Origin of the sequence: Agrobacterium sp. RAC06, assembly GCF_001713475.1 — a bacterium.
Lineage (GTDB): Bacteria > Pseudomonadota > Alphaproteobacteria > Rhizobiales > Rhizobiaceae > Allorhizobium.
The window spans coordinates 1,318,800-1,340,762 of record NZ_CP016499.1 but is presented as its reverse complement, the minus strand read 5'-3'; the positions used below and the strand labels follow the sequence as shown (position 1 = coordinate 1,340,762).

Genomic DNA, 21,963 nt, shown 5'->3' with positions numbered 1-21,963 from the left:
CTCTCCTTCGCTGTGTCGAAAGAGAGCCTAGCGGAGCCTTCACCGCCGGTCACCAGGCAATAATGGACAGGGCCGGGCGCTTACCGGCCGAAGCGCAGGTCGTGCACGATGTCGGTCTTTTGCCCAAGCCGGCTCTTGTAGACCTGGTAATTCTCCATCACCCGCATGACGTAGTTGCGCGTCTCGGGGAAGGGGATCCGCTCGATCCAATCGACGACCTCGTCGATCGACTTGCCACGCGGATCGCCGTAACGCTCGATCCAGCCCGGCACCTTGCTGGCGCCGGCATTGTAAGCGATGAAGGTCAGCACATAGGAGCCGTCGAAGCGGTCGATCTGCTCGCCCAGATAATGGGCGCCGAGCGTGGCATTGAAGCCGGGATCATTGGTCAGCTTCTCCGGGCGATAGGCAAGGCCATGGCGTTGCGCGACAGCCTTTGCGGTCGACGGCAGAAGCTGCAGGAGCCCGCGCGCGTCCGCCGGCGAGATGGCGGTCGGGTTGAACGCGCTTTCCTGGCGGGCAATGGCATAGGCAAGCGCCTTGCCGGAGCCGGCAATATTGGCCGAGGACGGAATGACGCCGACGGGGAAGGCCAGCGCCGGCACGTCGATCCCCCGCGAATAGGCTGTCTTGCCGATCTGCAGCGCCAGTTGATGGCCGCCGGAGGATTTCTCCGCCCTTGCACTCAACATAGCGAGTTCGCCAGGGCTCTCCAGTTGATCGGCCAGCGCACGGTAGAGGCTTTGCGCCCGCCAGCCATGACCGGCCGCTTCGTAACGGGCAATCGCCTGAACGGCTTCGCGCTGCGCAAAGCGGTTGCGATCGGATTGGCTGGGACGCGGATAGGGGATCTCGATCCCCGGCCGGTCGAGGCGCGCGGCGGCGAGCTGGCCATAGAAGGTGCTGGAATGCTCGGCGGCGCGGGCAAAATACTCGCGCGCCTTGCGGTCGCGCGACACTTCCGCGGCGCGACCCAGCCAGTACCAGGCGCGGCTGGCAGTCAGCGGCCGGTTGGAAACCTCGAGGATGCGGGCAAAATGCCGGCTCGCGGTATCCGGATCGTTCAGCGCGCGCAGTGCAAACCAGCCGGCATGGAATTCCGCATCGGCAATATCGGTTGGCTGAGTCGCCACATGCCGGGAGACGATGCGATAGGCCTCGCGGACCTGACCCTGATCGGCAAGCCCGCGGGCAATGATACGCTGTTCGTCCCACCAGGCGCCGGTATTGACCAACTCGGCCCGATCACGCGGCATCTGCGAGAGTAGCTTGGCCGCTTCCTCGAATTTCTGCTGGCGGCGCAGGTTTTCAATGCGGATGAAGAGCAGCGCCGGATCGTTGCGCCACTTGCCATCCACGGCCTGGATCAGCCCGCCGACATTGTCGGCCTTCGAAATCAGCCCTGCCCAGGCGCGGTAGAGCGACTGCGCCTCACCGAGCGAGGCAAAGCGCTTCGCCTGGCCCACCCGCTCGCGATACATCAGATAGTCCATGCGGGCGCGGTGATCGGCGGGCCGCAGCAGGCCGGAAAACTCACCCTTCACCCGATCTTCCGTCGCTTCGTCCAGGCCCTCCGTGCGCCAGAGGTTGCGGATCAGGCTTGCAGCCTTGCTCCGGTCACCCGTCGCGAGATGCGCGCGTGCCAGAAGCATCGTGCCTTCGGTCGTCTCCGGCGCTGTATTGCCGAAGGCGGAAAGCACGGCGGATGGCGCCGGATTTTCGCGGAAAAGCGCCTTTTCCGAATTGGCGCGGAAGGATTTGAGCCCCGGCCAGCCCTGAAGCTGCCGCTGGGCAGCGGCGATTTCGGCCGCCGGTACGTCGCTCAAGCCGGACATGGCGATCGACCAGGTCAGCATCTGCCGGTCGAGCCCGGCGGGCATGCGGTCGCGGATCGCGATCGCCTGGGCGCCCTTGCGATCAGACAGAGCATCAAGGCCGGACTTCAGCCGCGGATTGGCGGCAGCCAGCCGCTCGCCGCGCGGAATGGCGCCGGTGGTCTCAAGCGACGGCGGTGCCGCCTTACTCGGTGCAAAGCCGAGCGGCTTCATAGGCGGCACAGGCACGTCGGAAAGCGCCTGCGCACTCGTCGACGACAGGACGAGCGCAAGACCGAGACCGAGGACAGAACGATAAGGCAGCGACATCTTCATCCACACACTATAACTCATGGCATCACACGAGAGAGTAGGCCGAGCACGCGGTTAACAAAAGCCTAAAGCCAGCGATCACATTCTCTCGAACGAAGCCTCGGAAAACTGTCACAAATCTCCTGCAGATGCGCTTGTCGCACCTGATGGTGCGAAGTAATGTGCCCCCGATTTAATCTGAGAATGCGGCCGAAGCGTGGATGTCGGCCCCCGAGGAGTTCATTGCATGTATCAGGGATCCATTCCCGCGCTCGTCACGCCGTTCACTGAAGAGGGCGCTGTCGACGAGCAAGCCTTCGCCGCCCATGTCGAATGGCAGATTTCCGAAGGCTCCTCCGGTCTCGTGCCGGTCGGCACCACGGGTGAATCGCCGACCCTCTCCCATGCCGAACACAAGCGCGTGGTCGAGCTCTGCGTCGAAGTGGCAAACAAGCGCGTGCCCGTGATCGCCGGTGCCGGCTCCAACAACACGCTTGAGGCCATCGAGCTTGCCCAGCATGCCGAAGCCGTCGGCGCCGATGCGCTGCTCGTCGTCACCCCCTATTACAACAAGCCGACCCAAAAGGGCCTGATCGCGCACTACAAGGCGATCGCAGAAGCCGTCGCGCTGCCGATCATCATCTACAACATTCCCGGCCGTTCGGTGATCGACATGTCGCCGGAAACGATGGGGGCGCTCGCCAAGGCGCACAAGAACATAGTCGGTGTGAAGGATGCGACCGGCAAGATCGAGCGTGTCTCCGACCAGCGCATTACCTGTGGCCCGGATTTCGTCCAGCTCTCGGGCGAGGATGCAACCGCACTCGGCTTCAACGCCCATGGCGGCACCGGCTGCATTTCGGTCACCGCCAATGTTGCCCCGCGCCTCTGTGCCGAATTCCAGGCAGCGACCCTGGCCGGCGATTATACGAAGGCACTCGCCTACCAGGACCGCCTGATGCCGTTGCACAAGGCGATCTTCCTGGAGCCCGGTCTCTGCGGCGCGAAATATGCGCTGAACCGCACCCGCGGCATGAACCGCACCGTCCGCCTGCCGCTGTTGGCAACGCTTGAGGCTTCGACGGAAGCCGCGATCGACGCGGCCCTGAAGCATGCAGGACTTCTGAACTGAGGGGATGACCGCTCGCCGCCCAGGCGGCGAGCGCAACGGCCTCGACCTGACCTTATCTTATCTGATCTGATCAGACGGCGGTCAGGTCTCCCGACGCAAGGCCTCGCGCAAATGGGCCTCGGCTTTTGCGCTGTCGATCTCGCGATCCCGAGCCAGCAAAAGCCCAATCAACCCGTCGCGCAAGGCCTCAAGCCGCAACGCTGCATCGCGCGGGGAGGCGAGTGACAGGCCCTGTTCTGCAAGGCCTTCGACGAGAAGTGCCGTGAGCCCGTCCCGCAGCCGATGGCGTGCCGTCTCCACGGCCTTTGCCAGCCATTCGTCTTGAGAGCCAAGACTTTCCGCCTCCATCCACAGGCGCCAGATCGGTTGTGCCTCAGGCGAAAAGCTCTCCTTGAAAAAGCGGTCGAGCGATTGTGCCGGGCTTTCCTTGGCTCGCCGCATATCCTCGGCAATGTCAGCGAAAATGACGCTCCAGGCTGCTGCGCGCAGTTCCGGCCAGCGGAAGTAGTGGTTCAGCAGGCCGGTCCCGACACCGGCTCGCTCGGTCACCGCACGGGTCTGAACGACAACGAGCCCCTCCTCCAGCAACAATTCGACCGTGGCAGCAAAAATCCTCTCCCGCTTGCTGATCGCGGGCGTGCCGTTTCGGGTCACAAGGGGCATGTCGATCTCAGGCTTGCCGGTCACGGGCGCCTCCACTTGACAGATTGAGCGGTCGCTCAATAAAATAGAGCAATCGCTCAATGGAGTACCCTCAATGACTCAGGATCGCAACCAGGCGGTGGATGTCGTCCGCGCCGTGGCGCTTATCGGGATCGCCGTGGTCAATCTGCCCTTCATGGCGCAGCCCATGGAGACCATGCTGGTGACGCCGGCCGCCGCCGTGGACCGGGTCGCGCTCTATCTTGTGGAGTTGGTGTTCCAGGCGAAGTTCTTCCTGCTGTTCTCCTTTGTCTTCGGCTGGGGCATGGAGATCCAGATCCAGGCCGCACAGCGCGCGGGCGCTTCCTTTGCCCGCCGCTTTTCCCGGCGTCTCGCCATGCTGGCGCTGTTCGGCGCCCTGCATGCCGTTCTGGTCTTCTCGGGCGATATTCTCCTGCTCTATGCCATGCTCGGTCTGATCACCTGGGCCGTCAGGGGCGCTACCAGCCGCAGGCTGTTGCTGATCGCCGGCGGCATGATCCCTGTGGCCGCCCTCTCGCTCATGGTGCTCGCCGTCCTCTTCGCGGAAATCCCGCTTCCGCCAGCCCATCCCAATCTCGGCGGCAGCTATACCGAGACGGTCCTGACCCGTTGGCGCGACTGGCCGCAGACTTTCTTCTTCCTCCTGCTCTTCCAGGGGCATCTGGCTTTCGCCGCCTTCCTCGCCGGGATCGTCGCCGCCAGAAACGGTCTTTTTGAAAGCGGAAATGCCCTGGCAAAAAATCTGCGACGCAAGGTTTTGCCGCTGCTCGTCCTCGGCCTTACCATCAATGCTCTCTATGTCGCGAGCGGCGCGTTCGGCGAGGCAAGCCCCGTCCTTGCTTCTCTCGGCTTCTGCAGCCTCGCCCTTGGCGGTCCGATACTGGCCACCGCCTATCTCGGCCTGATCCTCAGCCTGTCGGACCGTGTCCGCTTTCCCCGCTTTTTCTTGCTCGCGGGACGCAATTCGCTGAGCTGCTATGTCACCCAGGGCTTGCTCGCCGGCCTCCTTTTTGGCGGCTATGGCCTCGGCCTGTTCGGCACGCTCGGCAACCTTACGCTGCTTGCCCTGTCCTTCGCCGTTACAATCCTCGCCATGCTCCCGGTCGTCGCCTTCGCGAGCCGCTTCGGCCACGGCCCGCTGGAACTGCTGCTGCGCAAGGTCACCTATGGGTGAGGGGGGGCGCCTGCCGCTGTTGGCAACGCTGGAGGCCTCGACGGGAGCCGCGATCGATGCGGCGCTGAAGCATGCGGGACTGCTGAACTGAGGGGATGAGGAGGCGAGGTCGCGCCGTCTAGATCCGCACCCAGCAAAAGAAAAGGCAGGTTACCGAAAGTAACCTGCCAGTTTTTCATGAACCGACGAGAATCCGATCAGAATTCGAGCTCAAGTCCACTTTCGCAGAAATCGAACTTGGTAGGCTCCGACTCGCTGCCATCGGCATAGGCGGCCTTGACCCACTGCGTGCAGTTGTCGCCATTGGTGCTCTGATCCCAAGCGATGTCGACGGTCGCGCCCGGCTTGATGCCGCTTCCGATGTCGAAGTAACCCCACTCAGCCTTGTCTTCGGACACCAATAGCTGGGTGATAGCTGTGTTGGTCGAGTTCGTGGCAGTGAACGAGAATTCATCGGCATGAGCCGCAGTTACGGTCATGCCGTTAGCCGCGATGCCGAAAGCGATGGCCAGCATACCAGTACGAAGGCGATGGAATTTCATCTTGTGTCCTTGAAGCAATGAGAGTTCGACGCCGTCTTTTTTGCACCACGCTTTTTTAAAGTCGACGCAAATGAAGACATGCGGAGGGTTCCTCCCAAAAACGGTTGCTGGATGTTCCGATACAGCTGCTTTGACGGGAGAATTCGGCGCGCCATGCAACCAAGCCAGGGTTCCCGGTCGCCATACGAGGCGCGATCCCCCGCCCCAAATCCTCATCCACCTTTATTTCCCCCCCATCCTCCATTACATATCCCTGACAACAGCCACGCCCCGCCCGGGCGCAGGCGATCCACGACAAAATCCCGGGCGAAACGGAAGATTTGACCATGGCCCCCAGAGGCTCGCAGCGCACCGTCAACAAGATTGTCGCGGAGAACCGCAAGGCGCGTTTCAATTATGAGATCATCGACACCTACGAGGCGGGTCTGGTTCTGACCGGCACGGAGGTGAAGTCGTTGCGCGAGGGCAAGGCCAATATTGCCGAATCCTATGCCTCCGACGAGGGTGAGGAGATCTGGCTGATCAATTCGCATCTGCCGGAATATCTGCAGGCGAACCGCTTCAATCACGAGCCGCGCCGCCGTCGCAAGCTGCTTTTGTCCAAGCGCGAGATCAACCGCCTGCGCGCCTCGATCAATCGCGAAGGCATGACGCTGGTGCCGCTCAAGATCTATTTCAACGAGAAGGGCAGGGCGAAGCTGGAGCTTGCGCTCGCCAAGGGCAAGAAGCTGCATGACAAGCGCGAGACCGAGAAGGAACGCGACTGGAACCGCCAGAAGCAGCGCCTGATGAAGACGGGTTGAGTGGCATGTCCCTAGAATTCCTGAGACTGACCGTCGGCCCCTTCGTCTTCGAGGCCCGTTTCGAACGCGAAAAGGCGCCCGAGACCTGCCGCATCTTCGAAAGCTTCCTGCCGTTCCGCAACCAGGCGATCCATTCGCGCTGGTCGGGCGAGGCGGTCTGGGTGCCGCTCGGCGATTTCCAGTTCGGGGCCGGTTTCGAAAATCACACGGCCCATCCCTCGCGCGGCGACATCCTGCTTTATCCCGGCGGCTTCAGCGAAACGGAACTGCTCTTCGCCTATGGCTCCTCGCAGTTTGCGAGCAAGATGGGCGTGCTGGCCGGCAATCACTTTCTGACGGTGGTGAAGGGTGGGGAGCAGCTGGAGGCCATGGGGAAAATGGTGCTTTGGCAGGGCGCGCAGGCTATCACTTTCGAGGCGATGTGAGCGACGGCCGCGGCCGTGCCCCCATTCACAGGTTGCCCCGCATCATCAGCAGACGCAACGCATCCGCACGCGCCGTCGAGGGGATCCGGGCGGCATCTTGCGCGTCGAGCCCTATGTCCCTCAGCCCGTGCGCATCGAGGTGATTCACGTAGTTGACCGGTCCTTGGGCGCGGTGGCGAAAGAGCCATGCGACAGCGGTCATCAAAAGTGTGAGCGGGGCGCGTTGGGAGGCTTCGATGCCGGATGCGTTGAGCCACTTGTGTCTGGTTTGCATGGTGTCGATCCCCTAGAGCATTTCCGGCGAAACGGAGTCGCCTTCAATGCTCTATCTCTTTGTTTTTACGGAATTCCGGACGCAAAACCGCTTCGCGCTTCTGCTGCAATTGCTTTAGATGGCGATGGGCGACCGGGCACGCCCCGCCGTTGCGGTCGTATGTTCGGGAGGCGTTCGGCTTGCGGTCGTTTGATCAGTCCTTGATCTGTCCGGAAGGCATGGCTTCAGGCGTGGTCAGGGATTGCATGTGCCGCCGGTGCGACGCGGATGTGTCGACGGAGATTGCGCCCGTCGATGGCAAAGACAATGCCATGCGTCGCTCGTGCTCCAGCAGCCAGCGCTTGCGCCAGAGCCCTCCACCATAGCCGGTGAGGCCTCCATCGGCGCCGATCACTCGGTGACAGGGAATGATGATGGCGATCTGGTTCGCACCATTGGCGCGGGCCACGGCCCTGACGGCGCTCTCCCGGCCCAGATCGGCGGCGATCCCGGAATAGCTGCGCGTCTCGCCGGCCGGAATGTCCCGCAGGGCTTGCCAGACGTCGCGCTCGAAGGCGCTGCCATGTCCCGCGAGCCTGACCGTGAAGTCGGTGCCCTGGCCGCTAAAGTAGCGGTCGATCTCGTCTCTGACCTGTTCGATGACACGGATCTTGCCGAGCATCACGCCCAGCTTCTGGCGGGCCTGCAGTCGTGCGATCTCGGAAGAGAGGGAAGGGCGGTCGGTGAATTCCAGCAGATGCAGCGCATGGTCGTCGGCGATTGCGACCATCGTGCCGATCGGTGTCTCGAGGAAATCCGCCTTCAGCAGTGCCTGGCCGCGTAGGCCAGCCGGGGCCGTGCCGAAGAGCCGGGTGATCGCCGCGCGAAAACCGCTGCCGGACTCGTAACCTGCATCGAGCTGCGCCTCGATCACGCTCTCGCCGCCCGACAATGTGTCGGCACCGCTGCCAAGGCGGCGCAGGCGCGCCATTTCCAGAAAGCTCATGCCGAAACGGCGATTGAAGGCCCGGCGCACCGTGGAGGGATCGTGTCCGCGGGCGATCACGTCCTGCTCGCTCCAGCGTCGGCACGGATCGGCTTCCAGGGCTTCGACGAGGCCCGCGACAAGCGGGTCGTTGCCGCCGTGATGCAACGTCGGTCGGCAACGTTTGCAGGGACGGAATCCGGCACCGAGGCAGGCGGCGATAGTGTCCTCGAAGATGCAGTTTTCCGATTTCGGCTTGCGGGCGCTGCAGGTCAGCCGGCAGAAGACCCGTGTCGAGGTCACGCAGACGAAATGCAGGCCGTCATGGGCCGGATCGCGGCGGATAAGGGCGTCGTATAGGGTGTCGTGGTCGGGTTTTTGGAACAGCATGGCGGCACCATAACCCACCCCGCTCAACCCTGCCGCCGAAAATCGGGCGCCGATTTTTTCTCGCCGCTCGATCGACCGCAATCGGCGGTCTGCAGCGGGAAGGCGGCAAGGCCGGCAGCCCTGCTTCAGTGTTCGTCTTCGCTCGCAGTTGCCGGTTCCGGTGCGCGCGGGGTGCCGCGTTCGGACGGATCGCGGCCGATTTCGGCCTTCAGCGTCATCAGATCGATGAAGTGATCGGACTGGCGGCGCAGGTCGTCGGCGATCATCGGCGGTTGCGTCGCCATGGTCGAGACGACAGAGACCTTGCGGCCCTTGCGCTGCAGCGCTTCGACCAGCGTGGTGAAATCGCCGTCGCCGGAAAAGAGCACGAGATGGTCGACGGTTTCGGACTGTTCCATCGCGTCGATGGCAAGCTCTATATCCATGTTGCCCTTCACCTTGCGGCGGCCCATGGAGTCGGTGAATTCCTTCGCCGGCTTGGTGATCACCTTGTAGCCGTTATAGTCCAGCCAGTCGATCAGCGGGCGGATCGAGGAGTATTCCTGGTCCTCGATGAGAGCGGTGTAGTAATAGGCGCGCAGGAGATAGCCGCGCTTCTGGAAGGCTTTCAGGAGCTTGCGGTAATCGATGTCGAAGCCGAGGCTCTTGGACGCGGCATAAAGATTGGCGCCATCGATGAAGAGTGCAATTTTTTCACGGGGGTCGAACATTTCGATATCCTTACGTCAAATATGAACAGTCTCGGCAATCGGCAATCAAAACAATACCTTGCCCCTCCAGTTATGATCACAGTTTTACATTATGAAATGATCATATAAAAATCTATCTAGGGCATCGTCAGGTGCAATCCAAGCAGCCTGCGGTTGAAATGTGGTGTATTGAGGGCCTTTTCCGGCCTTCATTTTTGGGCTTGGCAGGGTGCCAGCACGAAAAACTTGAATTTGCCTGCCATTGCCTGTATCGCAGCCGTCAATCCCACGCATTCAAGATCGCAAAGGACAGGCAATGGCCCGTGTCACCGTTGAAGATTGCATCGACAAAGTCGAGAACCGCTTCGAGCTCGTTCTGCTCGCAAGCCACCGTGCCCGCCAGATCTCCCAGGGCGCGCCGATCACCATCGATCGCGACAAGGACAAGAACCCGGTCGTCGCTCTGCGTGAAATCGCTGACGAGACCCTCTCGCCCGACGACCTGAAGGAAGATCTGATCCATTCGCTGCAGAAGCACGTCGAAGTCGACGAGCCGGAACAGGAGCCGAGCTCGATGCTGGCCAATACCGGCACCGCCGGCAAGGGCGAGGAAGAGGACGAACTGCCGGAAACGCTCACCTTCGACCAGATGTCGGAAGAAGAGCTGCTTGCCGGTATCGAAGGCCTTGTTCCGCCGGAAAAGAGCGACGATTACTAATCGTCAACAGATCAGACTTAAGTCTTGATCTGACTGTAGGATGAACGTGCGCCAGTCGTCTCGACTGGCGCGCTTTTTCGTTTGTGGAGACGATCGGAATGATGCGGCAATACGAGCTCGTTGAGCGGGTGCAGAAATACAAGCCCGATGCCAACGAAGCTCTGCTGAACAAGGCCTATGTCTATGCCATGCAGAAGCACGGCAAGCAGACACGCGCCAGCGGGGACCCCTATATCTCCCACCCGCTCGAAGTCGCCGCCATCTTGACCGACATGCATCTCGACGAATCGACGATCGCGGTTGCGCTCCTGCACGACACGATCGAGGACACCTCCGCGACCCGTGCCGAGATCGACGAACTCTTCGGCGAGGATATCGGCCGTCTGGTCGAGGGCCTCACCAAGATTAAGAAGCTCGACCTCGTCACCAAGAAGGCCAAGCAGGCGGAAAACCTGCGCAAGCTCCTGCTCGCCATTTCCGATGACGTCCGCGTTCTCCTGGTGAAGCTCGCCGACCGCCTGCACAACATGCGCACGCTCGAGCACATGCGTGACGACAAGCGTGCGCGAATTTCCGAAGAGACGATGGAAATCTATGCGCCGCTCGCCGGCCGCATGGGTATGCAGGACATGCGCGACGAGCTGGAGGACCTGTCCTTCCGCTACATGAACCCGGAAGCCTATGAGACGGTCACCAATCGCTTGGCGGAGCTGTCGACCCGCAACGAAGGCCTGATCACCAAGATCGAGGACGAGCTCCGCGAGCTCCTGGTGGCAAACGGCCTTTTGACCCCCTCGGTCAAGGGCCGGCAGAAGAAGCCTTACTCCGTCTTCCGCAAGATGCAGTCGAAATCGCTCTCCTTCGAACAGCTTTCGGACGTCTATGGCTTCCGCATTCTCGTTGACGACATCCCCGGCTGCTACCGCGCGCTTGGCATCGTGCATACTCGCTGGCGCGTCGTGCCGGGCCGCTTCAAGGACTACATCTCGACGCCGAAGCAGAACGACTACCGCTCGATCCACACCACCATCGTCGGCCCGTCGCGCCAGCGCATCGAGCTGCAGATCCGCACGCGGCGCATGCACGATATCGCCGAATTCGGTATTGCCGCCCACAGCCTCTACAAGGATGGCGAGAACGGCGATCCGAGCGAGCCGCTGCAGCGCGAAAGCAATGCCTATTCCTGGCTCCGCCATACCATCGAGGCGCTGGCGGAAGGGGACAACCCGGAAGAATTCCTCGAACACACCAAGCTCGAACTCTTCCAGGACCAGGTCTTCTGCTTCACGCCCAAGGGCAAGCTGATTGCGTTGCCGCGCGGTGCCACCCCGATCGACTTTGCTTACGCCGTTCACACCAATGTCGGCGATACCTGCGTCGGCGCCAAGATCAACGGTTCGATCATGCCGCTGGTCACCCGTCTGTCGAATGGCGACGAGGTCGAAATCATCCGCTCCGGCGTGCAGGTGCCGCCCGCCGCCTGGGAAGAGATTGTCGTCACCGGCAAGGCCCGCGCCGCCATCCGCCGCGCCACCCGCATGGCGATTCGCAAGCAATATGCAGGCCTTGGCCAGCGCATTCTGGAGCGCACCTTCGAGCGCGCCGGCAAGGTGTTCTCCAAGGACACGCTGAGACCCGCGCTGCATCGTCTCGGCCAGCGCGACGTGGAAGACGCGATCGCCTCGGTCGGTCGCGGCGAGACCTCCTCGCTCGACGTTCTCAGGGCCGTCTTCCCCGACTATCAGGATGAACGTGTGACCGTGAAGCCCTCCTCGGACGAGGGCTGGTTCGCGATGAACAGCGCCAATGGCATGGTCTTCAAGATCCCCGGTCCCGCCCATCCGAAGGGTGATGTGCCGACAGCGGGCGATGGTCCGGATCCGCTGCCGATCCGCGGCCTTTCCGGAAACGCCGAGGTGCATTTCGCGCCTGCAGGTGCCGTGCCCGGCGACCGAATCGTCGGCATCATGGAAGATGGCAAGGGCATCACCATCTACCCGATCCAGGCTTCCGCCCTGCAGCGCTTTGAAAACGAGCCGGAGCGTTGGATCGACGTGCGCTGGGATCTCGACGAGGCGAACAAGTCGCGTTTCGTTGCACGAATCCTGATCAATGCGCTCAATGAGCCGGGGACGCTGGCGACCGTTGCGCAATGCGTTGCCCGTCTGGATATCAACATCCGAGTGCTCAACATGATCCGCATCGCCACCGACTTCACGGAAATGGGGATCGACCTCGAGGTCTGGGACCTTCGTCAGCTGAGCCAGCTGCTTGGCGAGCTCAAGGAACTCGACTGCATCTCGACGGTGAAGCGCGTTTACGACTGAGGCGATCTGCCGTCTCACAGACATGACCGGTGCGGATAATGTCCGCCCGGTCGCCTCGCAGCCGCCCTCGCTGCCTCACTTTTCATCACAATCCTGCCTAATTCGTAAACCTCGACCCCTTCGCTATGCGTTCCGCGCATGGCTGACGTCAGTTCTTGTCTCTGGTTGATTGTGCGCCGCACCATTATATCTCGGTCAACAGATGAAGACAAAGAACCGAGGACAAAACGATGTTTACTCCGATCCGCAAATTCGCCCGCGCCCTTCGCGTTCCGACCGTTGCAGAGCGTGAAATGAGCTACCTGAACGGCGCCCGCGATCTCGTCGACCTGGAATACCGCCAGCGCGAAATCGACCGTGGCATGTTCCGCCGCGGCTGATACGTCGACCGACCATATCTGGTCCATGCTGCGACGCCGGTTCTTGCCGGCGTCTTTGCTTTTTGGCCACCTTGATGGCCGCTTTTCCTTGCCCAACCCGTCCGGCATCCACTACATATCCCGCATGCTGTTTCGACGCAGGCAACCGATTTCCAGACTGACGAAGCTACGCGAGCTTTTTTGGCCGCGCCGGGGCTTCATCCGGTCGTTTCAATATCTGAGCAAACGAATCTTGCGCTTGTCGGCCACCCCGCATGCGATTGCCGCCGGCGTTGTGGCAGGCGTCGTCTCGTCCTGGACCCCATTCATCGGATTGCATTTTCTGCTCGCCTTCGCGATTGCCTATCTCATTGCCGGCAACATGGTTGCTGCTGCCATCGGAACAGCCTTTGGCAATCCTCTGACCTTTCCGCTCATCTGGGCCTCGACCTGGGAGGTCGGCCATCGCCTGATCGGCAAGGGGGTTCCGGTCACGGATAGTGTAGATCTCGAGAAAAAGTTTTCCCTTTCGGCCTTCGAGAGCATGTGGCATCCGATCTTGAAGCCGATGCTCGTGGGGGCTATCCCGCTCGCCGTCGTCAGTGGCGCGGTCATCTATTGCGTCATCTATTTCACCGTGGCGAAATTCCAGGCCCGTCGCCGCGAACGGCTTGCCGAACGCGCCCGTGTCCGCCTCGCCGAAGCTCTCCAGGGATCGAGCGTCTGACATGATCATCGGCATCGGCAGCGACTTGGTCGACATCAGAAGAATCGAGAAATCGATCACCCGTTTCGGCGAGAAATTCACCGCCCGCTGCTTCACGGACGAGGAGCAGGCGCGCTCGAATGGCCGCAAGGACAGCGCTGCCTCCTATGCCAAGCGTTTCGCCGCCAAGGAGGCCATGGCGAAAGCGCTGGGGACCGGAATTGCCGAAGGTGTCTTCTGGAAGGAGATGGGCGTCGTGAACCTGCCGAACGGCAAGCCGGGCCTGGAACTGACTGGTGGCGCCGCCCGATGCCTGGAACGCCTCCTGCCGGCAGGCCATCGTCCTGTCATTCATCTCACCATCACCGACGAATTCCCCTATGCCCAGGCATTCGTCATCGTCGAGGCCCTGCCGGAAAGCCGCTGAGTTAACTGGTCGCGCTGGTTGACGGGGCTACGCGGTTGCCGCGCTCGCCCGAACCGACTAGAGAGAGCAGGATTTTCGCAAGAAGGAACCGATCCGCGTGAGCGAAGAAAAGAAGCAAAGTGCCCTCTGGGAAAACGTCAAGGTCATCATCCAGGCCCTGCTGTTGGCGATGGTGATCCGGACCGTGTTCTTTCAGCCCTTTACAATTCCGTCTGGCTCGATGATGCCGACGCTGCTGGTTGGCGACTACATCTTCGTCAACAAGTTCTCCTATGGCTATTCGAAGTACTCGTTGCCCTTCTCGCCGGATCTGTTCGAGGGCCGGATCTTCGAGAGCGAACCGGAGCGCGGCGATATCGCGGTCTTCCGCTTCCCGCCGAACCCGAGCATCGACTATATCAAGCGGATCGTTGGCTTGCCGGGTGACCGGATCCAGATGATCGGCGGCGTGCTGCAGGTCAACGGTCAGCCCGTGCCGAAGGTTCAGGACGGCGTCTTCACCTCTGATTACCGTATGGATCCGGGCACCGACGTTCCCGTCTTCCGCGAAACGCTCGACAACGGCGTAAGCTACAACACGCTCGACCAGGCGCAGGGCACCCGTGGCGATGACACGCGCGAATTCATCGTGCCGGAAGGCCACTACTTCGCGATGGGCGACAATCGCGACAACTCGCTCGACAGCCGCTTCGATGTCGGCTTCGTGCCGGCCGAGAACCTGATCGGCAAGGCCTCGCTGATCTTCTTCTCGCTTGGCAACGACACCTCCTTCCGCGAAGTCTGGAAGTGGCCGGCCAACATGCGCTGGGATCGCCTGTTCAAGGTGGTCGAATGACGAATAAGAGCGTGGTCGGCGAAAAGGATTGGGAGCAGCTCGAAGCTGCGATCGGCCACAAGTTCGCCGACCGCGACCGCCTGAAGCGGGCGCTGACTCATGCCAGCGCCCAGGTCTCGCGGGGCAAGAAGGGCGACTACGAGCGGCTGGAATTCCTCGGCGACCGGGTGCTTGGCCTCTGCGTCGCCGAAATGCTGTTCAAGACCTTCCGCGACGCGACCGAGGGCGAACTCTCGGTTCGCTTCAACCAGCTGGTCAGCGCCGAGGCCTGTGCCTCGGTCGCCGACGAGATCGAGCTTTACCGCTTCATCCGCACAGGCGCGGACGTGAAGAAGATCACGGCGAAGAACATGCTGAATGTCCGCGCCGACGTCGTTGAAAGCCTGATCGCCGCCATTTATCTTGAGGCAGGATTGGAGGCCGCGCGCGGCTTCATCCTCAAATACTGGGAGGGTCGTGCTGCCCGCGCCGACGGCGCCCGCCGCGATGCCAAGACCGAATTGCAGGAATGGACGCATGCCAGATTTGGCAAGCCGCCCACATACAAGGTTGCCGATCGCTCCGGACCGGATCATGATCCCAGCTTCACGGTGATCGTAGAGATCCCGGGCCTGAAGCCGGAGATCGGCATCGAACGTTCCAAGCGTGCCGCCGAACAGGTGGCCGCGACCAAGATACTCGAACGCGAAGGCGTCTGGGCCAAGGCCTCCGACGCGAATTGAATGGATGATATGACCGATACCGAAACCCATGACGGCGGCGAAGCCACCGTCAACACCCCGACCCGATCCGGCTTCGTCGCCTTGATCGGCCCGACCAATGCCGGCAAGTCGACGCTGGTCAATCGCTTCGTCGGCGCCAAGGTGTCGATCGTCAGCCACAAGGTGCAGACGACCCGTGCCGTCATGCGCGGCATCGCGATCCACAAGAACGCCCAGATCGTCTTCATGGACACGCCCGGCATCTTCAAGCCGCGCCGCAAGCTCGACCGCGCCATGGTGACCTCTGCCTGGGGCGGTGCCAAGGATGCCGATATCATCCTGCTCCTGATCGACAGCGAACGCGGTTTGCGCGGCGATGCCGAGGCGATCCTGGAAGCTCTGAAGGACGTGCCGCAGCCGAAGATCCTGGTCCTGAACAAGATCGACCGGGTGCGCCACGAAGATCTGTTCACGCTGGCCGAGAAGGCCAACGAAGCGGTCAAGTTCGACCGCACCTTCATGATCTCGGCCACGACCGGGTCGGGCTGCGACGACATCATGGACTATCTGGCAGAGACCTTCCCGGAAGGTCCCTGGTATTATCCGGAAGACCAGATTTCCGATCTGCCGATGCGCCAGCTCGCAGCCGAAATCACCCGCGAGAAGCTGTTCCTGCGCCTGCACCAGGAGCTTCCCTATTCCTCGCATGTCGAGACGGAGACCTGGGAAGAGCGCAAGGATGGCTCTGTTCGTATCGAACAGGTTATCTATGTCGAGCGCGACAGCCAGAAGAAGATCGTGCTGGGCAAGAACGGCGACGCGATCAAGGCGATTTCCACGGCTTCCCGCAAGGAGATGTCCGAGATCCTCGAACAGCCGGTCCACCTCTTCCTCTTTGTGAAGGTGCGCGAGAACTGGGGCAACGATCCCGAACGCTTCCGCGAAATGGGCCTCGAATTCCCCCGCGACTAAGCGCAATCAAGCGAAGGGCGCTCAGCCCTTCGCCACGCGCCTTGCCACGAAGTCCGAAATCGTCGGTCCGATCAGGATGATGACGATCAGCCGCATGGTCTGCAGCGCCATGATGAAGGACATGTCGACCGGCGTGGTCGCGGCAATAATCGCGATCGAATCGAGCCCGCCTGGACTCGTCGCGAGATAGGCAGTCAGCGGGTCGATGCCATGCAGCGACCAGAGCAGGAAGGCAAGCCCGCCGCTGAACGCCATCAGCACCAGGATCGAGCCGACGATCTGGGGCAGGGCGCTTGCCGCATGCCTCAGGATCCGACGCGTGAAGGACAGGCCGATCCGCCAGCCGATCACGCCGTAACCCAGCGCCAGCAGCCATTCGGGCAGTTGCAGGGTGATATAGCCCATGACATGCAGAACCGTCGTTGCAACCAGCGGCAGGAGCATGGTGCCCGCCGGTATCCTAAACCGTGCGCCGACCATCGCCGCCGCAAGGGCAGCAACCAGCGTTAAGGACAGATCGAGCCAGTCGGTTTCCGGAAACCAGACGACGGCCTGCGCAGCACCGCCTTCGACGTTGAAGACGAAGGCCGCCATCAACGAGGCGCCGGTCGCGACAAAGGCGACGCGCAGATACTGCATGAAGGCGACCAGCCTCGCATCCCCGCCATGGGCTTCTGCCATCAGCACCATGGCCGAGGCGGCTCCCGCAGATGTCCCCCAGATTGCGGTTGTGCCCGGAAGGATCTCGGCTTTTGCCATGAAATAGCCGAGCAGGCTGCTCGCCGCGATGATCGCAAGCACGATGGACAGAAAGACCGGCCAGTCGTCTGCGACCATCGACAGCGTTCCCAGATCGATCGAGCGGGCGATGATGCAACCGATCAGCGAATGGGCGAAGATGTAGGGGTAGCGGTGAACGGAAAGCCGTGCGCCGTTTGTGGCCACGAGAATGGCCGAGACCATGGGCCCGAGCAGCAGCGCGCCCGGGATACGCGCGAGGAAAAGCCCGCCGGAGATCGCAACGGACAGGGCGAAGAGAATGAGCCAGCGAAGGGCGACCGGAAGCGGTGTCAGCAGGCCGGGTTGGGTAGGCGTCCCATGCTCTTTGTCCAAGGACATGACTGTCTCCGTCCTTCGTCTGAGACACCTTTGCCGGAAAGGGCTGGACGAAAGCGCGTTTTCATCAAATAAATGAGGTAGACCTCACAAACGAGTTTTATGAGCATGGCCTCGCAAAAGTCAAGTTCGGCCTCGACGCCGCAGGCGACGCCCGCGCCGACCGCCAAGGAGCCCAAACGCAAGCGCGGCATTGCCCGGGTCGCAAAGCTTCTTGATGCCGGTGCCGCCGTCTTCGCCGAGCAGGGCTACAGGGCCGCGACCATGACGGAGATCGCTGCTCGAGCCGAGGCACCGATCGGCTCACTCTACCAGTTCTTTCCCAACAAGGATGTGCTCGCCGACGCGCTCGTTGCCCGCTATGCCGAGCATGTCGAGGCAGCGCTGGACCGAATCAGGGCGCAGGTCGGAGACCTCGACGGAAGCCAGCTTGCCGACCGCCTGCTCGATGTGCTCGTCGCCCATGCTGCCGAGCGCAGCCTGGCGCTCAGCCTGCTCGATGCCCGATGGGAGCAGCCGGGTGTGCGCCCGGGCGTGCTTCGCGAAAGCCTGCGCAAGCGGATCACCGAGATCCTTACGCTCTGGCGCCCGCACCTGCCCGAGGAACAGGCCGAGATCATGTCGGTTGTGCTCTTCCAGGCGATGAAGTCACTTGTGCAACTGCATGAAGAAAAACGCTATCCGGGAAAGCCCGAAGCGATCGCCCATTGGCGCGGCTGGGTGCAACGCTATCTCGCGGACGTCTGACCGCTCGCGAAATTCCTCGCGCTTAAGCGGCCTCTGCGGTAAAACCTGATCATGCAATGGACAGACGAGGCAATCCTTCTCGGGGTGCGGCGGCATGGCGAAACAAGCGTCATCGCCGAGGTGATGACGGCCAGCCGCGGCCGGCATCTGGGCATGGTGCGCTCTGGTCGCTCACGCACGATGCAGCCGGTGCTGCAGCCCGGCAATCGTCTGGAAGTCACCTGGCGTGCCCGCCTGGACGAACATCTGGGCGAGTTTCGCATAGAACCTCTGATGCTGCGTGCGGGCCGGTTGATGGAAAGCGCGACCGCCGTCTACGGTGTGCAGGCGCTCGGGGCCCTGCTGCGGCTTTTGCCGGAGCGAGATCCCCATCCGCATCTCTTTCAGGCGCTGGATGTCATTCTCGATCATCTGGAGGAACCTGCGACGGCCGGCGAACTCTTCGTCCGCTTCGAGCTTGGGCTGCTGAATGATCTCGGCTTCGGGCTGGATCTGACCGAATGTGCCGCGACGGGCACGCATCATGATCTGGCTTATGTCTCGCCGAAGTCGGGCAGGGCGGTCAGCCGCGAGGCGGGCGCGCCCTGGGCGGACAAGATGCTGGCGCTGCCGGATTTCCTCACGCCCGGCACGAACCGGGCGGCTGATCCGGACAGCCTCGCTGCCGCCTTTCGGCTGACATCCTATTTTTTGGATCGGCATGTCTACGGGCCGCGGGGCCTGGAGCCCGGCGCGGCACGCGAGGGGTTCTGTCAGGCGGCGTTGAAAACCTTGCGTTCGCTGGAAGCGCCCGGCGAATTGGCCGCGCCCAGGAACACGGCCTGATCTTCTGGCGCCGATTTCGCCATGTGATCATGAATCGCGGCCTGTAGTTCGCTGATGTTGCGATAGCTACCGCCGTCGAGGTCGATGACCGGATATTTGACGGCGATGAACTTGACCCTGTCGCCATCGGGTATGGTGATGCCAACCGGGATCCCGGCATATTCGATAACTTGCTTCTTCATAACGATATTCCCCGCCCATGCGCGCGGCACGGCGTTGTGTAAGGTGTCGATGAAATGGAATCAGTGCTTGCGCAGCGTCACATTCGACAGATGCAGTCGGGATGGCGTTTCACCATCACGAGGCGCGGGGTCGGCTGCCAGGATCGGATGGCATCAAGAAACACAACTTGCATTTCGCTGACCTCCTTCTTTGGCTGCGGCCTTCAATAGCGAGGCCGTACATGGTTCGTCGTCAGGATCCGAACCAGCTCGCACAAGGTAGGTGCTGGCTCGGAATCCGTCAACGGGCGGTGCGGGAAAAATAAAATAATTTTCTGTGACAGTCTTGCTCAGCTGAAAACACAGGAATTTTGATCCGGCACGAGCGAAATGCCGAAATATGATCTCAGTTTGGGCAAAATTACGCCACGCCCGTTGCCGGGCGTTCGACGGCTTGTTCGCGGATCGGCCAATGCACCACAGCCGCGAAGATGCCGAGCGCCACACCCAACCACCAGACCTGGTCATAGGTTCCGAAGTGGTCGTAGAGATAGCCGCCCATCCACACGCCGAGGAAGGACCCGATCTGGTGGGAGAGGAAGACCAGGCCTCCGAGCAGGCCGAGGTGGCGCGTGCCGAACATGATCGCCACGAGCCCGTTGGTCGGCGGCACGGTGGAGAGCCAGAGCAGCCCCATGACAGCGGCAAAGACAACGACCGAGGCCGGCGTCTGCGGCAGGAGCAGGAAGAGCGTCACTGTGATCGAGCGACCGATATAGATGAAGGCGAGGAAATAGGGTTTGGAATAGCGCTGCCCGATCCAGCCGGCCGCCAGCGAGCCGATGATGTTGAAGAAGCCGATCAGCGCCATCGCGATCACCGCATAACTCGCCTCGATGCCGATATCGCCGAGATAGGCGGGGAAATGCGCGGTGATGAAGGCGACCTGGAAGCCGCAGACGAAGAAGCCGGTCGTCAGCAGAAGATAGCTCTTGTGCGCGAAAGCTTCTTTCAGCGCCTCGGCGATCGTCTGCTGATACTGGTTGCCGGACTGCGTGCCCGACTGTGCATTGCCGCGCAGCGGAAAGGCAAGCAGCGGCACGACCAGCATCATGACAGCGATGATCACGAGACTATCCGACCAGCCGAAGGCCGAGATGAAACCCTGGCTGAGCGGCGCAAACAGGAACATGCCGGCCGAACCCGCAGCTGTCCCAATGCCAAATGCCATCGACCGCTGTTCCGGCGTCACGTTGCGGGCAAAGGCCGAGAGAATGACGCTGAAAGAGCCGGCGCCGATCGCAAGACCGATCAGCACGCCACCGCCCATATGCAGCCAGATAGGCGCCGAAGCATTGGCCATCATCACCAGGCCAGCGGCATAAAGCACGCCCGACATGACCAGCACCCGACCCGTGCCGTATTTGTCGGCGAGCGCCCCGAAGAACGGCTGGCTCAAGCCCCAGAACAGGTTCTGGAATGCCATGGCAAGCCCGAATGTGGAGCGGTCCCAACCCCGGTCCGCGAGCATTGGCAGTTGGAAGAACCCCATCGCCGAACGCGGCCCGAAGGTCATCACCGCAATCAGCGATCCCGCAAGAATGATAAGCCAGGGCATGGCGGGACGGCTGATAGCGTTCATCGCGGATTCTCCTTTGTCGATCACACACTAGTGCAGTCGGATCATGAGCAGAAACGCCTTTTGATGAACTGGCCATCAGGGGATTTGATGGATGTCAGGGGGGGCGGGTCGGTCCGACCGAAGGGGACCGCGGGATGTCGCGCCACCTCTCCCCCTTGTGGGAGAGGTTACAAAATCGAAGGCTTAGCCCGATCAGGGCTAAACTTCAGATTATGTTGGTGAGGGGATCGGTCCTGTGGACGCAGACTCACGGCCCCCCTCGCTTGCGATTTCAGATGTTTAGCCGTGGCTTCCGCCACGACTAACTCATCGAAATCGCTTTCTCCCCCACCAAGGGGGAGATGGGCGCCGCAAGCTCTGCTGACCCCGTAATCTCACCGCTGCTTGATCGCCCAAGCCTCGCGAGTGCCGAGCACAGACACCGTATCACCAACCCGCACCATACCCTCGCCCTGCGGTACCGCGTTCCAGCCGAAAAGCACCCCCGGCACGCGGCGATCGGCAGACATCCGGATGCGGCCCATGGCCGGCATCGGGTTGGCGCCCTCGCGCGATCCGGTCTGCTGGTCCTGAGTGGTCATGATGCAGCGCGGGCAAGGTTTGACGAAATCGAAGCGGACGCCGCCGATCTCGAGGCCGGTCCAGGCATCTTCCGCCCAGGGCTCGTCGCAGTCGACGACGATGTTCGGGCGGAACCGATCCATGCCAATAGAACCTTCGCCGTGCCGCTCCATGTCCTCGTTCAGCGCGCGCAAGGAGCCTGATGTCGTCACGAGGATCTGATAGCCGTCGGCAAAGCCCATCGGCGAGGCTTCTCCGGCCCATTCCACGCTCGCCTCGCGGCGGCTTTCCTCGTCGATGAAGGCGAGTTTCACCGGCCGGCCGAACCAGTCGGAAAGCTTGGCATTAACGCTGTCATGCGCCATCGCCGCGCTGACGGTCGAGCGCCAGATGGTGACATCCATGCGATTGTCCGGCTGCGGCGGCGCGACCATCATTTCACGCCCGTCATTCAATCGAAGCGTCAGATAGGCGGCGGCCGGGAGCGCCGTGAGGCGAGCAAGGTCGGGCATTTCCCGCTGGGTGATGAACTGGCCATCAGGATCGACCAGCATCATGCGCCGGTCGCCGGAGAGGCCCATGGCATCGATGCGCGCCTGGGGAAGCGCAATGCCGCGCCCGCTCTTGAAGGGATAGATGGAGAGCCCGGTCACTTGCATGGAT

General features: G+C 61.9%; 23 protein-coding genes and 1 pseudogene. 14 read left to right on the top strand and 10 right to left on the bottom strand.

Features of this window, described 5'->3' with window-relative positions; genetic code table 11:
* Window positions 1–80: 80 nt before the first annotated feature.
* Window positions 81–2,150 (bottom strand): lytic transglycosylase domain-containing protein, encoded by a 2,070-nt coding sequence (locus BSY240_RS06460; RefSeq protein ID WP_069041763.1) that lies wholly within the window; start codon window positions 2,148–2,150, stop codon window positions 81–83.
* Between the two features lie 223 nt (window positions 2,151–2,373).
* On the opposite strand from BSY240_RS06460, the gene dapA reads away from it, so the two are divergent.
* Window positions 2,374–3,258, top strand: coding sequence for a 4-hydroxy-tetrahydrodipicolinate synthase (gene dapA / locus BSY240_RS06455; RefSeq protein ID WP_069041762.1), 885 nt, complete (start codon window positions 2,374–2,376; stop codon window positions 3,256–3,258).
* A gap of 81 nt (window positions 3,259–3,339) precedes the next feature.
* Here the strand turns inward: dapA and BSY240_RS06450 are convergent, their stop codons facing one another.
* Window positions 3,340–3,945: a TetR/AcrR family transcriptional regulator gene (locus BSY240_RS06450; RefSeq protein ID WP_197278021.1), complete on the bottom strand. Its 606-nt coding sequence runs from the start codon at window positions 3,943–3,945 to the stop codon at window positions 3,340–3,342.
* 70 nt (window positions 3,946–4,015) lie between these two features.
* Here BSY240_RS06450 and BSY240_RS06445 point away from each other — a divergent pair, with 70 nt between their 5' ends.
* On the top strand, window positions 4,016–5,116 hold the full coding sequence (locus tag BSY240_RS06445; protein WP_069041761.1) for a DUF418 domain-containing protein: 1,101 nt from the start codon (window positions 4,016–4,018) through the stop codon (window positions 5,114–5,116).
* A gap of 197 nt (window positions 5,117–5,313) precedes the next feature.
* On the opposite strand, the gene BSY240_RS06440 is transcribed toward BSY240_RS06445, so the two are convergent.
* Window positions 5,314–5,658, bottom strand: a complete 345-nt coding sequence (locus BSY240_RS06440; protein WP_150127415.1) for a hypothetical protein — start codon at window positions 5,656–5,658, stop codon at window positions 5,314–5,316.
* Window positions 5,659–5,984: 326 nt separating this feature from the next.
* Between BSY240_RS06440 and smpB the strand changes: the two genes are divergently transcribed.
* Both smpB and BSY240_RS06430 read left to right on the top strand, forming a co-directional pair.
* A complete protein-coding gene (gene smpB, locus BSY240_RS06435; RefSeq protein WP_054150449.1) occupies window positions 5,985–6,461 on the top strand; it encodes an SsrA-binding protein SmpB in 477 nt (158 codons plus the stop codon).
* Between the two features lie 5 nt (window positions 6,462–6,466).
* A complete protein-coding gene (locus BSY240_RS06430) occupies window positions 6,467–6,886 on the top strand; it encodes a DUF3830 family protein (protein ID WP_069041760.1) in 420 nt (139 codons plus the stop codon).
* A gap of 25 nt (window positions 6,887–6,911) precedes the next feature.
* Here BSY240_RS06430 and BSY240_RS06425 read toward each other — a convergent pair whose 3' ends face one another.
* The 3 genes from BSY240_RS06425 to BSY240_RS06415 all read right to left on the bottom strand — a co-directional run bounded on the left by BSY240_RS06425 (window position 6,912) and on the right by BSY240_RS06415 (window position 9,224).
* Window positions 6,912–7,160, bottom strand: a complete 249-nt coding sequence (locus tag BSY240_RS06425; RefSeq protein ID WP_069041759.1) for a hypothetical protein — start codon at window positions 7,158–7,160, stop codon at window positions 6,912–6,914.
* 193 nt (window positions 7,161–7,353) lie between these two features.
* The gene (locus BSY240_RS06420) at window positions 7,354–8,514 is read right to left on the bottom strand and encodes a bifunctional transcriptional activator/DNA repair enzyme AdaA (protein ID WP_083229714.1); all 1,161 of its coding nucleotides are present in this window, start codon (window positions 8,512–8,514) and stop codon (window positions 7,354–7,356) included.
* 125 nt (window positions 8,515–8,639) lie between these two features.
* Entirely contained in the window at window positions 8,640–9,224 is a 585-nt protein-coding gene (locus tag BSY240_RS06415; RefSeq protein ID WP_054150452.1) for a LabA-like NYN domain-containing protein, read from the bottom strand.
* Window positions 9,225–9,519: 295 nt separating this feature from the next.
* Between BSY240_RS06415 and rpoZ the strand changes: the two genes are divergently transcribed.
* From rpoZ to era, 8 genes are all read left to right on the top strand, one after another.
* On the top strand, window positions 9,520–9,921 hold the full coding sequence (gene rpoZ, locus BSY240_RS06410; RefSeq protein WP_006727366.1) for a DNA-directed RNA polymerase subunit omega: 402 nt from the start codon (window positions 9,520–9,522) through the stop codon (window positions 9,919–9,921).
* Between the two features lie 98 nt (window positions 9,922–10,019).
* Complete coding sequence (locus BSY240_RS06405; RefSeq protein ID WP_054150453.1) at window positions 10,020–12,248, top strand: RelA/SpoT family protein; 2,229 nt, start codon at window positions 10,020–10,022, stop codon at window positions 12,246–12,248.
* Window positions 12,249–12,478: 230 nt separating this feature from the next.
* The gene (locus tag BSY240_RS06400) at window positions 12,479–12,628 is read left to right on the top strand and encodes a DUF3563 family protein (RefSeq protein ID WP_069041758.1); all 150 of its coding nucleotides are present in this window, start codon (window positions 12,479–12,481) and stop codon (window positions 12,626–12,628) included.
* Between the two features lie 124 nt (window positions 12,629–12,752).
* Window positions 12,753–13,334, top strand: a complete 582-nt coding sequence (locus BSY240_RS06395; RefSeq protein WP_069043852.1) for a DUF2062 domain-containing protein — start codon at window positions 12,753–12,755, stop codon at window positions 13,332–13,334.
* Window position 13,335: 1 nt separating this feature from the next.
* Window positions 13,336–13,740 carry a holo-ACP synthase gene (acpS, locus tag BSY240_RS06390; RefSeq protein ID WP_054150454.1) on the top strand — a complete coding sequence of 135 codons (405 nt, stop codon included), beginning with the start codon at window positions 13,336–13,338 and terminating at the stop codon, window positions 13,738–13,740.
* Window positions 13,741–13,837: 97 nt separating this feature from the next.
* Entirely contained in the window at window positions 13,838–14,575 is a 738-nt protein-coding gene (lepB, locus tag BSY240_RS06385; protein WP_054150455.1) for a signal peptidase I, read from the top strand.
* Window positions 14,572–15,297, top strand: a complete 726-nt coding sequence (rnc, locus tag BSY240_RS06380; RefSeq protein ID WP_069041757.1) for a ribonuclease III — start codon at window positions 14,572–14,574, stop codon at window positions 15,295–15,297. Before lepB ends, rnc begins: the two co-directional genes overlap by 4 nt.
* Window positions 15,298–16,248 (top strand): GTPase Era, encoded by a 951-nt coding sequence (era, locus tag BSY240_RS06375; RefSeq protein WP_069041756.1) that lies wholly within the window; start codon window positions 15,298–15,300, stop codon window positions 16,246–16,248.
* 21 nt (window positions 16,249–16,269) lie between these two features.
* Here era and BSY240_RS06370 read toward each other — a convergent pair whose 3' ends face one another.
* Complete coding sequence (locus BSY240_RS06370) at window positions 16,270–17,367, bottom strand: AbrB family transcriptional regulator (RefSeq protein WP_069041755.1); 1,098 nt, start codon at window positions 17,365–17,367, stop codon at window positions 16,270–16,272.
* 105 nt (window positions 17,368–17,472) lie between these two features.
* Between BSY240_RS06370 and BSY240_RS06365 the strand changes: the two genes are divergently transcribed.
* On the top strand, window positions 17,473–18,111 hold the full coding sequence (locus tag BSY240_RS06365; RefSeq protein ID WP_069043851.1) for a TetR/AcrR family transcriptional regulator: 639 nt from the start codon (window positions 17,473–17,475) through the stop codon (window positions 18,109–18,111).
* A 51-nt stretch (window positions 18,112–18,162) separates the two neighbouring features.
* The gene (gene recO, locus BSY240_RS06360) at window positions 18,163–18,936 is read left to right on the top strand and encodes a DNA repair protein RecO (RefSeq protein ID WP_069041754.1); all 774 of its coding nucleotides are present in this window, start codon (window positions 18,163–18,165) and stop codon (window positions 18,934–18,936) included.
* Window positions 18,937–18,938: 2 nt separating this feature from the next.
* Here recO and BSY240_RS06355 read toward each other — a convergent pair.
* The 3 genes and pseudogenes from BSY240_RS06355 to BSY240_RS06345 all read right to left on the bottom strand — a co-directional run.
* A pseudogene (locus BSY240_RS06355) lies at window positions 18,939–19,118 on the bottom strand (hypothetical protein); the annotation flags it as partial.
* Window positions 19,119–19,518: 400 nt separating this feature from the next.
* A complete protein-coding gene (locus tag BSY240_RS06350; RefSeq protein ID WP_069041752.1) occupies window positions 19,519–20,739 on the bottom strand; it encodes an MFS transporter in 1,221 nt (406 codons plus the stop codon).
* Between the two features lie 374 nt (window positions 20,740–21,113).
* On the bottom strand, window positions 21,114–21,959 hold the full coding sequence (locus tag BSY240_RS06345; RefSeq protein WP_069041751.1) for an MOSC domain-containing protein: 846 nt from the start codon (window positions 21,957–21,959) through the stop codon (window positions 21,114–21,116).
* Window positions 21,960–21,963: the final 4 nt, after the last annotated feature.

Excerpts from the sequence above, each read along its gene's own strand:
- BSY240_RS06445 (WP_069041761.1), top strand. The coding sequence starts at position 4,016 with ATGACTCAGGATCGCAACCAGGCGGTGGATGTCGTCCGCGCCGTGGCG.
- dapA (WP_069041762.1), top strand. The coding sequence starts at position 2,374 with ATGTATCAGGGATCCATTCCCGCGCTCGTCACGCCGTTCACTGAAGAG.
- BSY240_RS06400 (WP_069041758.1), top strand. The coding sequence starts at position 12,479 with ATGTTTACTCCGATCCGCAAATTCGCCCGCGCCCTTCGCGTTCCGACC.
- BSY240_RS06395 (WP_069043852.1), top strand. The coding sequence starts at position 12,753 with ATGCTGTTTCGACGCAGGCAACCGATTTCCAGACTGACGAAGCTACGC.
- BSY240_RS06420 (WP_083229714.1), bottom strand. The coding sequence starts at position 8,514 with ATGCTGTTCCAAAAACCCGACCACGACACCCTATACGACGCCCTTATC.
- BSY240_RS06415 (WP_054150452.1), bottom strand. The coding sequence starts at position 9,224 with ATGTTCGACCCCCGTGAAAAAATTGCACTCTTCATCGATGGCGCCAAT.
- smpB (WP_054150449.1), top strand. The coding sequence starts at position 5,985 with ATGGCCCCCAGAGGCTCGCAGCGCACCGTCAACAAGATTGTCGCGGAG.
- BSY240_RS06425 (WP_069041759.1), bottom strand. The coding sequence starts at position 7,160 with ATGCAAACCAGACACAAGTGGCTCAACGCATCCGGCATCGAAGCCTCC.
- acpS (WP_054150454.1), top strand. The coding sequence starts at position 13,336 with ATGATCATCGGCATCGGCAGCGACTTGGTCGACATCAGAAGAATCGAG.
- BSY240_RS06350 (WP_069041752.1), bottom strand. The coding sequence starts at position 20,739 with ATGAACGCTATCAGCCGTCCCGCCATGCCCTGGCTTATCATTCTTGCG.
- BSY240_RS06345 (WP_069041751.1), bottom strand. The coding sequence starts at position 21,959 with ATGCAAGTGACCGGGCTCTCCATCTATCCCTTCAAGAGCGGGCGCGGC.
- BSY240_RS06405 (WP_054150453.1), top strand. The coding sequence starts at position 10,020 with ATGATGCGGCAATACGAGCTCGTTGAGCGGGTGCAGAAATACAAGCCC.
- BSY240_RS06430 (WP_069041760.1), top strand. The coding sequence starts at position 6,467 with ATGTCCCTAGAATTCCTGAGACTGACCGTCGGCCCCTTCGTCTTCGAG.
- recO (WP_069041754.1), top strand. The coding sequence starts at position 18,163 with ATGCAATGGACAGACGAGGCAATCCTTCTCGGGGTGCGGCGGCATGGC.
- era (WP_069041756.1), top strand. The coding sequence starts at position 15,298 with ATGGATGATATGACCGATACCGAAACCCATGACGGCGGCGAAGCCACC.
- BSY240_RS06365 (WP_069043851.1), top strand. The coding sequence starts at position 17,473 with ATGGCCTCGCAAAAGTCAAGTTCGGCCTCGACGCCGCAGGCGACGCCC.
- rnc (WP_069041757.1), top strand. The coding sequence starts at position 14,572 with ATGACGAATAAGAGCGTGGTCGGCGAAAAGGATTGGGAGCAGCTCGAA.
- BSY240_RS06370 (WP_069041755.1), bottom strand. The coding sequence starts at position 17,367 with ATGTCCTTGGACAAAGAGCATGGGACGCCTACCCAACCCGGCCTGCTG.
- BSY240_RS06460 (WP_069041763.1), bottom strand. The coding sequence starts at position 2,150 with ATGAAGATGTCGCTGCCTTATCGTTCTGTCCTCGGTCTCGGTCTTGCG.
- BSY240_RS06440 (WP_150127415.1), bottom strand. The coding sequence starts at position 5,658 with ATGAAATTCCATCGCCTTCGTACTGGTATGCTGGCCATCGCTTTCGGC.
- rpoZ (WP_006727366.1), top strand. The coding sequence starts at position 9,520 with ATGGCCCGTGTCACCGTTGAAGATTGCATCGACAAAGTCGAGAACCGC.